This is a genomic window from Streptomyces sp. NPDC056527 (assembly GCF_042794475.1).
Classification (GTDB): Bacteria; Actinomycetota; Actinomycetes; order Streptomycetales; family Streptomycetaceae; genus Streptomyces.
The window spans coordinates 1-13,408 of the sequence record NZ_JBHTTQ010000098.1 but is presented as its reverse complement, the minus strand read 5'-3'; the positions used below and the strand labels follow the sequence as shown (position 1 = coordinate 13,408).

The 13,408-nt window shown below is 71.2% G+C and carries 12 protein-coding genes and 1 pseudogene; 11 read left to right on the top strand and 2 right to left on the bottom strand.

Going from position 1 to position 13,408, the window contains the following annotated elements; genetic code table 11:
• Positions 1–117: 117 nt before the first annotated feature.
• The 6 genes from ACFQ7Q_RS31010 to ACFQ7Q_RS30985 all read left to right on the top strand — a co-directional run bounded on the left by ACFQ7Q_RS31010 (position 118) and on the right by ACFQ7Q_RS30985 (position 4,777).
• Positions 118–765, top strand: a complete 648-nt coding sequence (locus ACFQ7Q_RS31010) for an amino acid ABC transporter permease (RefSeq protein ID WP_383560909.1) — start codon at positions 118–120, stop codon at positions 763–765.
• Complete coding sequence (locus ACFQ7Q_RS31005) at positions 762–1,691, top strand: amino acid ABC transporter permease (protein WP_383560907.1); 930 nt, start codon at positions 762–764, stop codon at positions 1,689–1,691. The genes ACFQ7Q_RS31010 and ACFQ7Q_RS31005 overlap by 4 nt, the downstream gene beginning before the upstream one ends.
• A gap of 163 nt (positions 1,692–1,854) precedes the next feature.
• Positions 1,855–3,606: an FAD-dependent monooxygenase gene (locus tag ACFQ7Q_RS31000; RefSeq protein WP_383560905.1), complete on the top strand. Its 1,752-nt coding sequence runs from the start codon at positions 1,855–1,857 to the stop codon at positions 3,604–3,606.
• A 5-nt stretch (positions 3,607–3,611) separates the two neighbouring features.
• Positions 3,612–3,725 carry a putative leader peptide gene (locus ACFQ7Q_RS30995; protein ID WP_376439179.1) on the top strand — a complete coding sequence of 38 codons (114 nt, stop codon included), beginning with the start codon at positions 3,612–3,614 and terminating at the stop codon, positions 3,723–3,725.
• 87 nt (positions 3,726–3,812) lie between these two features.
• Complete coding sequence (locus ACFQ7Q_RS30990; protein WP_383560903.1) at positions 3,813–4,361, top strand: cysteine dioxygenase; 549 nt, start codon at positions 3,813–3,815, stop codon at positions 4,359–4,361.
• The gene (locus tag ACFQ7Q_RS30985) at positions 4,352–4,777 is read left to right on the top strand and encodes a rhodanese-like domain-containing protein (RefSeq protein WP_383560937.1); all 426 of its coding nucleotides are present in this window, start codon (positions 4,352–4,354) and stop codon (positions 4,775–4,777) included. The genes ACFQ7Q_RS30990 and ACFQ7Q_RS30985 overlap by 10 nt, the downstream gene beginning before the upstream one ends.
• A gap of 346 nt (positions 4,778–5,123) precedes the next feature.
• Here the strand turns inward: ACFQ7Q_RS30985 and recX are convergent.
• Positions 5,124–5,801, bottom strand: a pseudogene (recX, locus tag ACFQ7Q_RS30980) (recombination regulator RecX); the annotation flags it as partial.
• A complete protein-coding gene (gene recA / locus ACFQ7Q_RS30975) occupies positions 5,695–6,825 on the bottom strand; it encodes a recombinase RecA (protein ID WP_383560901.1) in 1,131 nt (376 codons plus the stop codon). The gene recA and the pseudogene recX, both read right to left, overlap by 107 nt.
• 209 nt (positions 6,826–7,034) lie before the next feature.
• On the opposite strand from recA, the gene ACFQ7Q_RS30970 reads away from it, so the two are divergent.
• The 5 genes from ACFQ7Q_RS30970 (at position 7,035) to ACFQ7Q_RS30950 (ending at position 13,385) form a co-directional block, all read left to right on the top strand.
• Positions 7,035–8,261 (top strand): sensor histidine kinase, encoded by a 1,227-nt coding sequence (locus ACFQ7Q_RS30970; protein WP_383560899.1) that lies wholly within the window; start codon positions 7,035–7,037, stop codon positions 8,259–8,261.
• A complete protein-coding gene (locus tag ACFQ7Q_RS30965) occupies positions 8,258–8,923 on the top strand; it encodes a response regulator (RefSeq protein WP_383560898.1) in 666 nt (221 codons plus the stop codon). Before ACFQ7Q_RS30970 ends, ACFQ7Q_RS30965 begins: the two co-directional genes overlap by 4 nt.
• Positions 8,924–9,098: 175 nt before the next feature.
• Complete coding sequence (locus ACFQ7Q_RS30960; RefSeq protein WP_383560896.1) at positions 9,099–10,388, top strand: cytochrome ubiquinol oxidase subunit I; 1,290 nt, start codon at positions 9,099–9,101, stop codon at positions 10,386–10,388.
• A gap of 9 nt (positions 10,389–10,397) precedes the next feature.
• On the top strand, positions 10,398–11,177 hold the full coding sequence (locus tag ACFQ7Q_RS30955) for a cytochrome d ubiquinol oxidase subunit II (RefSeq protein WP_383560894.1): 780 nt from the start codon (positions 10,398–10,400) through the stop codon (positions 11,175–11,177).
• Between the two features lie 30 nt (positions 11,178–11,207).
• Positions 11,208–13,385, top strand: coding sequence for an MMPL family transporter (locus tag ACFQ7Q_RS30950; protein WP_383560892.1), 2,178 nt, complete (start codon positions 11,208–11,210; stop codon positions 13,383–13,385).
• Positions 13,386–13,408: the final 23 nt, after the last annotated feature.

Sequence of the window (13,408 nt, the reverse complement as noted above, 5' to 3'; positions counted from 1 at the left end):
GGACGCGAGCGCCCCGTACCCGAGTACGGGGCGCCGCTCCCCCTGCGCGCGCACGCCCGCCCCTGCCTTGCCCGTCCGCCTTGTCCGTAGGCCGCTGACCGCCGACGCGGAGACCTCATGAACGTACTGCTCGACCATTTCCCGGAGTTCCGCGACGGCTTCATAGGAACCGTGTCGATCACCGCCGTCAGCTCGGTCATCGCGCTGGTCCTCGGCATCATCGTCGCCGGCTTCCGGGTCTCGCCCGTGCCGCCCCTGCGCTTCTTCGGCACCCTCTGGGTCACGCTGCTGCGCAACACCCCGCTGACGCTGCTCTTCCTGGTCTCGTTCTTCGTCATCCCGGAGATCCTCTTCCCGGGTATGAGCCCGTTCGTGCTCGGCTCGCTCGCGCTCGGCTTCTACACCTCCGCGTTCATCTGCGAGGCCGTCCGGTCCGGCATCAGCACGGTGCCGCTCGGCCAGGCCGAGGCCGCCCGCTCGCTCGGCATGACGTTCTCCCAGACCCTGCGGATGATCGTGCTGCCGCAGGCCACCCGGACCGTGCTGCCGCCGCTGAGCTCGCTCTTCATCGCGCTCACCAAGAACTCGGCCATCGCGGGCGCCTTCAGCGTCACCGAACTCTTCGGCTGGCAGACGCTGATGAGCGAGCAGGGTTACGACATCATCCCGATCTTCATATGGGTCGCGGCCGCGTATCTCGTCGTCACCTTCACCATCAGCGGGATCTTCCGTCTCCTTGAGCGCCGCATGGAGGTCGCCCGATGAGTGCCAGCGTTCTCTACGACACCCCGGGCCCCAAGGCGCGCATCCGCAACCGGATCTACGCCGTCGTGGGCACCCTCGCCATCGTCGCGCTCATCGCCGTGAGCGTCGTCCGGCTGAGCGAAAAGGGTCATCTCGACCCCGCGATGTGGGACATCTTCAACTACGCGGGCATCCGGCAGAACATCGCCGACGCCGTCATCGCCACCCTGAAGGCCTTCGGCCTCGCGGCGGTCGGCTCGATCGTCCTCGGTGTGCTCCTCGCCGTCGGCCGGCTCTCCGACCACAAGCCGGTCCGCCTGCTGGCCACCGGCTTCATCGAGATCTTCCGCTCGATCCCGCTGCTGATCACGATCTACGCCGTGTGGGTCGGTTTCCTGGTCGACTACTCGATGTGGGCGCTGGCGCTCGGTCTGTCGGTCTACAACGGCTGTGTGCAGGCCGAGGTCCTGCGCGCCGGCGTGAACGCGGTGCCCAAGGGGCAGCGCGAGGCCGCGTACGCCCTGGGCATGAGCAAGACCCAGGTCATGACCACGGTCCTGATGCCGCAGGCCGTCCGCGCCATGCTGCCGACGATCATCAGCCAGCTGGTGGTCACCCTGAAGGACACCTCGCTCGGCTTCGTGATCCTCTACCCCGAGCTGCTCCAGACGGCCCGCCTGATCGCCTCCAACACGCAGGTGAACGGCCAGTACCCGTACGTGTCCACCATCGTGGTCATCGGCATCATCTACATCGCGATGTGTCTGGCGCTCTCCGCGCTCGCCACGTGGATCGAGAAGCGGGGCCGTCGGGCGAAGACGGGGATCCTGGCTCCCGACACCGCGGCGAAGGAGGTCGTGCTCACCGCCGACGCCGGTCAGGCCTTCGGCAACACGGCCGGCGGCGGCGCGGGCGGCGCCGACGGGCCTGGTATCACGAAGAACTGACAGTATGTGACATCATCCGGGGGCAGTGGCGGTCGCGCCGCTGCCCCCGTCGCTTGACGCAAGCACCCGCAATGGGTTGCATACGTTCTGTGATCACGCACCGGGCTCGCGCCACACTTCGCTGTGCTACCCGCATGACCGAACGGCCTTCAGGAGCCGCGCCGTGGACCCGGTGATCATCGTCGGCGCGGGGCCCGTGGGCCTCGCGCTCTCCCTTGCCCTGGCCTCGCAGGGCGTGCCCAGCGTCGTCCTCGACGAAGGGCACGGCAAGGAGGAACCCCGCCCCGCCCGCACGGTCGTGCTGCGCGCCGACATGGCGGCCATGGTGGAGCGACTCGGCTGCGCCACCCTCCGTGACGAGGGGGTCCGCTGGGTCGGCTGGCGCTCACTGCGTCGCAAGCAACAGATGAGGCACATCGAGCTGAACCTCGGCCTCGGCAGCACGGAGAGTGACGGCGAGGGCCCTGCCGCTCCCCTGCACATCCCCCAGCACGCCCTCGCGCGTGGACTGCGCGACGCGATCGCCGGGCAGGCGCTCGTCCAGCTCGTCACCGAGGCCCGGCTGGACACGATCGAGCAGGACGCGAACGGTGTCACCGCGCACACCCGCGGTCCCGGCGGGACCTGGTGGCGCGGCAGCCATCTGGTCGGCTGCGACGGCGCCCGCTCCACGGTGCGCAAGCTGCTCTCCATCCGCTTCCCCGGGCGTACGGCGGTGGAGCGGCATGCGGTCGCCGCGCTGCGCACCGAACTCCCCTGGCCGGGCGAGGCCGTCCTGCACCGCCAGCCGCCGTGGCGGGGTGGCGGCGAGGAGGTCACGGCACGTCCGCTGCCGGACGGCGTCTGGCGGATCGACTGGCTGCTGCCCCCGCGCGGCGACCTCGTCACACCCGACGCGCTCGTCGCCAAGATCCGCGACACCCTGGCCGGCTGGTGCGGCGGGGAGACACCTCCGTACGAGTTGATCGACACCGGCGTCCACACGCTGCACCACCGGCTCGCGCGGCGCTGGCGGGTGGACCGGATCTTCCTCGCGGGGGACGCGGCCCATCTGCTCGGCGCGGTCGGCACCCAGGGTCTCGACGAGGGGCTGCGGGACGCCGACAACCTGGCCTGGAAGCTCGCATACGCCTGGCACCACGGGGCCTCGGACACGCTGCTCGACAGTTACCAGAGCGAGCGACGGGCGGCCGTGGCCTCCCGGCTGCGGGCCGCCGACCAGTCGCTGCCCGTACTGCGCGGCGGCGGGGGCCTGCGGACGTACCTGTCGGGCGGCACACGGAGTCACGACAGCCTGCTGACGGACGGCCATCTGGGGCGCGGGCCGCTGGGCGCGCCCCCCGCGTACCCGCACTCCCCCCTCGCACCCCAGGACGCCGGGGTTTCCCAGGTGGCAGTGGGTACGGACGAGGGCGCACCGGTCGAGGACGTCCGGGTGACCGCGCCGGACGGCACGACCGTACGGCTCCGGGACCGGCTCGGGCAGGGGCGGCTCCTGGTGGTCCTGGTCGCACCCGGAACGGGTGTGTGGGACCGACGGCACTGGATGAGCGCGGGTGTGATGCCCCGCCTCGTGGAGGCGGTACGGGCTCTGCCGGTGAAGGCGGAGCTGCTGGTGACGGAGGCGTATCCGGGAGCCGCGGCCCACACCGTCCTGCTGGTACGGCCCGACGGCCATCTGGTCGCCTCGTTCCCCGGGGTCCGACCGGACGAGCTGTACGCGGCCGCGGACGCGACGCGGGGCGGTAAGGCGGCCGAGCCTGCGCACAGGACCGAGCCCAAGGCCGGGCCGGCGCCGAAGAACACCCCCGCGTCCGTACCCGGGCCTGTCGGGAAGCCCGCGTCCCAGGCCATCGCCAAGCCCATGCCCAAGCCGGTGTCCGAGAAGAGTGACCGCACGGCGGACATCAATTGACCCTCGTGGGCGCACATGGTGTACTCCGGAGCGTGACCGACACCGATGTGCGCCTGTGGCGGAGGGTCCATATGGACCTCGTCCGCTACGCGGGCTGCGTGTGTCGCCCGTCCTGCTGAATTCGCCTCTCCCTTCGCGTGCCCTTCGCCGCTGACGTCGGCGTACGTGTCGCGCGCTACTTCCGCGAACCTCAGGACGGTCTTTTCATGCCCCAGCATGTCTCCGCGCCTTCGGCGCCCCCTGCTGTCTCCTCCGGCCCCTCCGCCCCCACCGCCGCCGACCTCATGGACTTCGTCCGCCGTACCGCCGCCGACACCGAACTGATCGACTCGCTCCCGCTCGACCCGGAGGGGCGTACGTGGGTACGGCTCGACGGCCCTCGTGGCAGCGAGGCGTGGCTGATCGGCTGGCCGCCGGGGACGGGCACCGGCTGGCACGACCACGCCGAATCGCAGGGCGCGTTCACCACCGCGCGGGGCACCCTGAAGGAGAACTCGCTGGCGGTACGGCTGCCTTCGAGCGGCTGGAAGACCCTGGAACTGGCCGACGGGGTCGACCGGGAACGGCTGTTGCCGGCGGGCAAGGGGCGTGCCTTCGGGCAGCACCATGTGCACGAGGTGCTCAACGAGTCCCGTGACGCGCATGCCGTGTCGGTGCACGCGTACTATCCACCGCTCCCGCTGATCCGGCGTTTCAGCCGGTCGGGCGCGGTGCTCCGTCTTGAGCAGGTCGAGGGTCCGGAGGACTGGCAGTGACTGAGCGCAACGCCACCGAACGGGTGGGAATCGACGAGCTGTTGGAGCGGGTCAGGTCCGGTCTGGACCGGATCGATCCCCGTGCGGCCCACGAGGCGTACGAAGCGGGTGACGCGCTTCTGGTGGACACCCGGTACGCGGCGCTGCGCGAGCGGGACGGGCTGGTCCCCGGCGCGCTGATCGTGGAGCGCAACGAGCTGGAGTGGCGACTGGATCCGCTGGGCAGCCATCGCGCGACGGAGGCGAACAGCCACGACCTGCGGGTGGTCGTGTTCTGCAACGAGGGGTACGCGTCCTCGCTGGCGGCCGCGTCGCTGCGGCAGCTGGGTCTGCACCGTGCGACCGACGTGATCGGCGGCTTCCAGGCATGGAAGGCGGCGGGCCTGCCGGTACTGCTACCGGCACCGAGGGGCTAGTTCCGCACACGGCCGACGGCGCCGTCGCATGCGGACCGGCGGCTCTACTGTTACGGCCGGTGCCGCCGCCGCATGCGGACCGGCGGCTCCGCTGCTGCGGCCGATGGCGCCGTCGCGTGTGCGGGTCGGCACCCGCCGTACACGAACGGTGGCGCCACCTCGGGTACGGACTGACACCGCCACGTACGCCCCAGGACGCCACGTACGCCTCGGCCGCTCCACTGCTGCGACCGTTGGCCGCCGTCGTATGCGGACGGATACCCCGCGCCGTCGCATGCGGACCGCGCCCTGGCCCGTGCGCCGGTAGCTCATCGGGGTGCGGGTTCCCCCGCCGCACCCGGGACGGCTAGAAGGGCTCGTCCAGTCCCTCCGTGTCCTCGCCCTCTTGCTCCAGGGCCTGTCGGACGACTCGAAGGGCCATGCCCTCCGGGTATCCCTTGCGGGCGAGCATTCCCGCGAGGCGCCGCAGCCTGCGGTCCCGGTCGAGGCCACGGGTGGCGCGGAGCTTGCGGTCGACAAGCTCGCGCGCGGTGACCTCCTCCTGCTCGGAGTCCAGCTGCCCCACGGCCTCCTGGATCAGCGAGGGGTCGACGCCCTTGGTCCGGAGCTCGCGGGCGAGGGCCCGGCGGGCGAGTCCGCGCCCGTGGTGCCGGGACTCCACCCAGGCGTCCGCGAAGGCGGCGTCGTCGATCAGCCCCACGTCCTCGAAGCGCGAGAGGACTTCCTCGGCGACGTCGTCGGGGATCTCGCGCTTGCTCAGGGCGTCGGCGAGCTGCTTGCGCGTGCGGGGGGTCCCGGTGAGCAGGCGCAGGCAGATCGCCCGCGCCCGCTCAGCCGGATCCTGGGGCGACAGTTCCTTCTCGGCCCTCGACGAGTCGGAACTGTCGCCCGGCCATTCGGTGCGACCGGTCACAGCGTCAGCTCTTGGCCGCCGGGGCCTTGGTCGCCTTGGTGGCCTTGGCCGCCGGAGCAGCCTTGGCCGCCTCGTCCGCCGCCGCCGGCTCCGTGCCACCCGCGGCGCCCGTGCCCGCCTCGGCCGACGCGGCCTCCGGCTTGACCCCGACGCCGAGCTTCTCCTTGATCTTCTTCTCGATCTCGTCGGCGAGGTCGGGGTTGTCCTTCAGGAAGTTACGGGCGTTCTCCTTGCCCTGGCCGAGCTGGTCGCCCTCGTACGTGTACCAGGCGCCGGCCTTGCGGACGAAGCCGTGCTCCACGCCCATGTCGATCAGGCCGCCCTCACGGCTGATGCCCTGGCCGTAGAGGATGTCGAACTCGGCCTGCTTGAACGGCGGCGCGACCTTGTTCTTGACGACCTTGACGCGCGTGCGGTTGCCGACCGCGTCCGTGCCGTCCTTGAGGGTCTCGATGCGGCGGATGTCGAGGCGCACCGAGGCATAGAACTTCAGGGCGCGGCCACCGGTCGTGGTCTCCGGCGAGCCGAACATGACGCCGATCTTCTCGCGGAGCTGGTTGATGAAGATCGCGGTGGTCTTGGACTGGTTGAGCGCGCTGGTGATCTTCCGGAGCGCCTGGCTCATCAGACGGGCCTGCAGACCCACGTGCGAGTCGCCCATCTCGCCCTCGATCTCCGCACGCGGGACGAGCGCGGCGACGGAGTCGATGACGATCAGGTCGAGGGCGCCGGAGCGGACCAGCATGTCGACGATCTCGAGGGCCTGCTCACCGTTGTCCGGCTGGGACAGGATGAGGTTGTCGATGTCGACGCCGAGCTTCTTGGCGTACTCGGGGTCGAGGGCGTGCTCGGCGTCCACGAACGCCACCTGGCCGCCGGCCTTCTGCGCGTTGGCGACGGCGTGCAGGGTCAGGGTCGTCTTACCGGAGGACTCCGGTCCGTAGATCTCCACGACACGGCCGCGCGGCAGGCCGCCGACGCCGAGGGCGACGTCGAGGGCGGTCGAGCCGGTGGAGATCACCTCGATCGGCTCCTGGGTGCGGTCGCCCATGCGCATCACGGCGCCCTTGCCGAACTGCCGTTCAATCTGAGCGAGCGCGGCTTCGAGGGCCTTCTCGCGGTCGGTACCTGCCATGGGTTCCACCCGGTTTGCTTGAGTCGATCGCTTCATGTGAAAGACGCTAACCCCTGCCACTGACAACGGGCCCCGCCGTCCCTCCGACCTGTGGATAACTCGCCCACAACCCCGCGATTCCAAGGGCCGGAATCCCATAAGAATGCATGTTCGATTTCAGTGTCAAGCGCACCACGCAGGGCCTGCCGCACCCGCCTATCCTTCCTGACATGGCCCTCCCCTTCCGCGTCCGACGCGGCCGAATGTCGCCGCGGGCCGCCGATGTCGTCGTGGCGCTGGTCGTCACCCTCGTCGTGGTCGTCTGGACGCTGGTGTCCGCTCAGTACGCGGACGAGCCGGTGGGCCGCACCGTCATCGGCTGGGTGCTGATCGCGGTCGGGTGCGGGGCTCTCTGCTTCCGGCGCCGGGCTCCCGTCACCGTCGCCGTCGTCACGCTCCTCTCCTGCATGGCCTACTACCCCCTGTCAGCGCAGGACGGTCCCCTGATGATCGCCTTCGCGCTCGCGCTCTACACCACGGCCGCGGAGGGCCGCTTCGCCGCAGCCGTCGCGCTCGCCGCCGTCACGCTGCTCGCCGTCGGACTCGGCGAGATCCGTCAGTCGCCCGGACACCGCCAGATCGACGACACCTCCCTCGCGATGCTGGCCGGCTGGCTGATCAGCCTGGTCGCCGTCGGCCGTGCCCAGCGGACCCGGCTCGCCTATCTGCGCGAGGTGGAGCAGCGGGCGCTGGCGGCCGAGCGCGAGCAGGAGGCGCGCGCCCGGCAGAGCGCCACCGAGGAGCGGCTGCGGATCGCCCGGGAACTGCACGACGTGCTCGGCCACAGCATCTCGCTCATCAACGTCCAGTCCGGTGCGGTGCTGCACCGGCTCGGCAAGAATCCGGCCCCCGATGTCGCGCTGGCCGCGGCGGAGGAGGCGCTGCAGGCCGTGAAGGCCACCAGCAAGGACGCGCTGCGCGAGCTGCGCGCGACGCTCGGCGTGCTGCGCCAGGCCGACGAGGCCGCGCCGACCTCCCCGACCTCGGGGCTCGCCCTGCTCGGCGAACTGGTGGAGCGGGCGAGGACCACCGGCCTCGACGTCCGTACGGAGCTGACCGGGACGCCCGTTCCGCTGGCGCCGCCCGTCGATCTCGCCGCGTACCGGATCGTGCAGGAGTCGCTGACCAATGTCACCCGGCATTCCGGGGCCCGTACCGCCACGATCGCGCTCGACTGGCGTGCGGACGAGCTGCGCCTGCGGATCGAGGACGACGGCGAGGGCGCTCCGGAGGAGCAGCCCCTGGGGAGCGGCATCCGCGGTATGGCCGAGCGTGCCCGGGCGTTCGGCGGCGATCTGACCGTGCACAGCACCGCCGGAGGCTTCCGGGTCGACGCCCGTCTGCCGGTCGAGGCTCCGGCATCCACGAACACCACGTCCAAGGGGGACCCTCGATGATCCGCGTCGTACTCGCCGACGACCAGACACTGGTACGGGCGGGCTTCCGCTCGATCCTGGCCGACGAGGACGACATCGAGGTGGTCGGGGAGGCCGGGGACGGCGAGCAGGCGATCACGCTCGCCCGCGAACTGCGCCCGGACGTGGTCCTCATGGACATCCGTATGCCGGGCCTGGACGGTCTGGAGGCCACCCGCCGGATCACCGCCGACGCCCGGCTCGAAGAGGTCAAGGTGGTGATCCTGACCACCTTCGACGTCGACGACTACGTCTACGGGGCGCTGCGCGCCGGAGCGAGCGGCTTCCTCGTGAAGGACACCGAACCCATGGAGCTGCTGCACGGGGTGCGGGTGGTGGCCCGCGGCGACGCGCTGATCGCCCCGGCCGTGACCCGCCGGCTGATCGCCGAGTTCGCGGGCCGCTCGAAGCAGCCGGACCCCAGCCCGCGCCTGAACGCGCTCACCGAGCGGGAGCGCGAGGTCATGGGCCTGGTGGGCGCGGGGCTCTCCAACGACGAGATCGCCCAGCGGCTCGTCCTGTCCCCGGCGACCGCGAAGACGCACGTCAGCCGGATCATGACCAAGCTCGACGTCCGGGACCGGGCTCAGCTGGTGATCCTGGCGTACGAGTCGGGGATGATCACGCCCGGCTGGCTGGGGTGAGATCCGGCGTAGCCCACCGCCGACCCCGATCCGCTGGGCGTGCCCCCTAGGGGGCACGCGCGCGTGGGCGCAACTCCTGGGGTACGCGCGCGTGGGGCGGCGCAACTGCGGGGGTACACGCACTGTCCACCGCCGGGCGACGCCGTCCCCGTAGCCGTACGCCGACGCTGGCTGCGTGAATCCAGACGTCCTCGATCTCGCCCGGTTGCAGTTCGCCCTCACGGCGGGCGGCCACTTCCTCTTCGTCGCCCTCACCCTGGGGCTCGCGACCGTCGTCGCCGTCGTCCAGACCGTGGCGACGATCGGACGAAAGCCGCTGCACGCGCGCATGGTCCGGTTCTGGGGCCAGCTGTACGTCATCAACTACGCGGTCGGGATCGTCACCGGCATCGTGATGGAGTTCCAGTTCGGCATGAGCTGGAGCGGACTGACGCACTACGCGGGCAACGTCTTCGGCGCCTCGCTCGCGGTCGAGACGATCGTCGCGTTCTTCGTCGAGTCGACGTTCCTCGGCCTGTGGATCTTCGGCTGGCACCGCTTCAACCGGTGGGCGCATCTGGCGATGATCTGGGTCGTCACCCTGACCGCGTACCTCTCCGCGTACTGGATCCTCGTCTCCAACGGCTTCCTCAACAACCCGGTCGGACACCGGACCGAGGGCGGCAAGCTGGTCCTGGACGACCCGGTGGCCGTGCTGACCAATCCCTCGGCGCTGCTCGCCTTCGGGCACATCGTCGCGGGGGCGCTGCTGACGGCCGGCTTCTTCGTCGCGGGTGTGAGCGCGTACCACCTCTTCCGGCGCACGTCCGAGTGGGAGTTCTTCGGCCGGAGTCTGCGGATCGGCGTGTTCCTCTCCTTCCCCGCCCTCATGGTCACCGCTGCCTTCGGTGGCATTCAGCTGGGCTCACTGCGCACCCTCCAGCCCATGAAGTCGGCCGTGTTCAGCCAGAACACGGCCGATATCGCGCGGATCCAGGCGGATATGGTCGCCCGCTTCGGTCCCGGCGACTACATACCCTCCGAGGCGTGGACCCGCGGCGGCGGTCTGGTCATGCTCATCTGCTTCGGCCTGATGATGTACTTCACGCTCGCCGGCGTGATCCTGGCCTGCTTCAAGAAGGTCGTCTTCCGCTTCCGGCTCTGGCATCTGACCCTGATGGCCGCGGTGCCGCTGCCCTATATCGCGATGATCAGCGGCTGGGTCTTCCGTGAAGCAGGCAGGCAGCCCTGGGTCGTGTACGGGCTGCTGAAGACCGAGGACGCGGTCTCCGGCCTCTCCCCCGGCGCCATGCGTGCCTCCCTGATCGTCTTCACCACCCTCTTCGCGCTGCTCGTCGTCCTCAACGCCTGGCTGCTCACCCGGTGGGCCCGCCGGGGCCCGGTCGACGAGGGCCTCGGCCACGACGACCGGGTCGGGCCCGAGGACGAGGACGCCACCGACTCCCTTCCCGCCACGAGCTACTGAGGAGCCGACGTGGAATCCCTCGCCATCGCCCTTCTCGCCTTCTTCGCCACCGGCTACTTCGTGCTCGCCGGCGCGGACATCGGCACCGGGATGCTGACCCCGTACCTCGGCCGCACCGACCGCGAACGGCGGCTCGTCATCGCCGCCTTCGCGCCCTTCTTCCTGGGCAACGAGGTGTGGCTGATCGCCACGGCCGGTGTGTTCGTCGGCTGCTTCCCCGATCTCGAGGGGGAGCTGCTGACCGGCCAGTTCGCGGTCCTCGTCCCGCTGTTGACCGGCTGGATCGTCCGTGACGTCGGGCTGTGGTCGCGCGGCCGCGGCCGTGGCCGCGTCTGGCGCGCGGTGTGCGACGGGGCGGTGGTGTGCGGCAGTTGGACGGTCGCGCTGGCCTGGGGCTGGCTGCTGGCGGCGCTCCTCACCGGCACACCGGACGAGACCGCCACCGGCCCCACGGCGATCCTCGTCGCCCTCGCCACTGCCGCGCTCTTCGCCGCGCACGGGCTGGGCTTCGCCACGCTCCGGCTGACCGGCCCCCCCTACGAACGCGCCCGCCTGCTGGTGGGGCGGACCGGCCGGCCCTGGCAGTCCTTCGCCCTCACGGGTGTCCTCCTGGCGGTGCTGCCGCTGTTCGCCGGAAGCACGCTCCCGCTCACCGATCGGGCCGCGGACGGCGCGACGCTCACCCTCCTGGTCCCCGCGCTGCTCGTCGTCACCCCGCTCCTCGTCGCCGCCCAGGCGTGGACCTGGCGGACCTTCCGGCACCGGGTGACCCGCCCCTCGTACCTGTGACCGCTCCGACTCCCAGAAGGAGAAACGACCATGACCGTCACGCGGGACACCGATCCCACGGCCGACCCGGCGAACCCGCCGACTCCGACGCCCCGGCGGGGCAGCGTCTTCGAGCGCCTGGCCGCCTTCTCGTACCGCCACCGCTGGTCCGCCGTGCTGCTGTGGATCGTGGTCGTGGCCGCGGCGACCGGTGCCTCGACGATCGCCGGCAGCGCCTACCACAACGACTTCTCGCTGCCCGGGACCGATTCCCAGGCGGCGCGAACCGTCCTGGAACGGCACGGCTCCGCGCAGGCCACGGACGCGACGCTGCAGATCGTCGTCAAGGATGAGGACGGTGTCCGCGAGAAGACGGTCCACGCGCGCGTGGAGGGGCTCCTCGACGAGGTCGAGCGGCTTCCCGGGGTGACCGGCGTCCGCAGTCCGTACGAGGACGGGGCCGCCGTATCCCGGGACGGAACGGTCGCCTACGCCACCGTCACCCTCGACGGCGAGGCGGAGAACACGGATCGCACCGAGGTACTGAAGATCATCGAGACCGTGCGCGCGGCGCAGGGCGACGGGCTGACCGCCGCCGTCGGCGGAGACGCGGCACGCGGCGCGGAGGAGGGCGGAGGCGGCGCGGCCGAGGGCGCGGGGATGCTCGGCGCGCTGGTCATCCTGGTCTTCCTGTTCGGCTCCCTGGTCGCCGCGAGCCTGCCGGTGGTCACCGCGATCTTCGCCGTCGGCAGCTCGATCGGGCTGATCGCGCTGGCCTCGCACCTCGCCGACGTCGCGGACTTCACCCCGCCGATCATGATGCTGGTCGGTCTCGGCGTCGGCATCGACTACGCGCTGCTGATCTTCTCCCGCTACCGCGGCGAGCTGCTGCACGGCGCCGAGCCCGAGCGGGCCGCCCGGACCGCGCTCGACGCGGCGGGCCGCACGGTGTTCTTCGCGGGCTGCACGGTGATCATCGCGCTGATGGGTCTGGTCGCGCTGGGGCTCGGCTCGCTCCAGGGCGTCGCCCTCGCCGTCGCCCTGACCGTCCTGGTCACGATGGCCGCCTCTCTCACCCTGCTCCCTGCGCTCCTCGGGATCTTCGGACGGCGGATCCAACGTCAGGTGGCCAAGCGGGCGGCGAAGTCGACGCGCCCGGAGGGCGCCCGGTGGCGCGGCTGGGCGACGGCGGTGCAGAAGCGGCCGTGGGCGGCGCTGCTCGTCTCCGTGGTGGCGCTCGGCGCGCTCGCCGCGCCCGCGCTCGACATGCGGCTGGGGTTCGCCGACGCGGGCAACGACGCCCCGGCGAAGTCCAGCAGGCAGGCGTACGACCTGCTGGCCGACGGGTTCGGGCCCGGCTTCAACGGACCCCTGATCGTGGTCGCGGACGGCGGCGGCGAGCGCACCGCGGTCGCGCTGCGCCAGGCCCTGGAGAAGACGGACGGCATCGCGGCGGCCACCGCGCCGATCCCGACGAAGGACGCCTCCGTCTCGACCGTCATCGCCTTCCCCTACTCGGCCCCGCAGGCCGAGGCGACCTCGGAGCTCGTCGAGCGCCTGCGGTCGGACGTCCTGCCGCCGCTGGAGCGGGAGACCGGCGCCGATCTGCTGGTCGGCGGGCCGACGGCGGCGACCGAGGACTTCGCGTCCACCGTCGCCGACCGGATGCCGCTGTTCGTCGCGATCGTCGTGGGTCTCTCCGCGCTCCTGCTGCTCCTCGTCTTCCGGTCCGTGCTCATCCCGGTGAAGGCCGCGCTGCTCAATCTGATCAGCATCGGGGCGGCGCTCGGGGTGATCACCCTGGTCTTCCAGCACGGTTGGTTCGGGGTGCAGCCCGGTCCGATCGAGGCGTTCATCCCCGTCATGATCTTCGCCATCGTCTTCGGTCTCTCGATGGACTACGAGGTCTTCCTGCTCTCCCGGATCCACGAGGAGTGGGAGCGCGCCAAGGACCCGCAGGGCGCGGTCCGGGAGGGTCTGGCGGCGACCGGCAAGGTCATCACGGCCGCCGCGGCGATCATGATCGTGGTGTTCGCGGCCTTCGTCCTGAGCCCCGACCGGATGCTCCAGCAGTTCGGGCTCGGGCTGGCCGTGGCGATCCTGCTGGACGCGGTCGTCATCCGCTGTCTCATCGTGCCGGCGGTGATGCAGTTGCTCGGCCGGCGCGCGTGGTGGCTCCCGGCCCCGCTGGAGCGGGTCCTGCCGACGGTGCGGCTGGAGCGCGACTGACCCCCGCCTGACCCGTACTACGC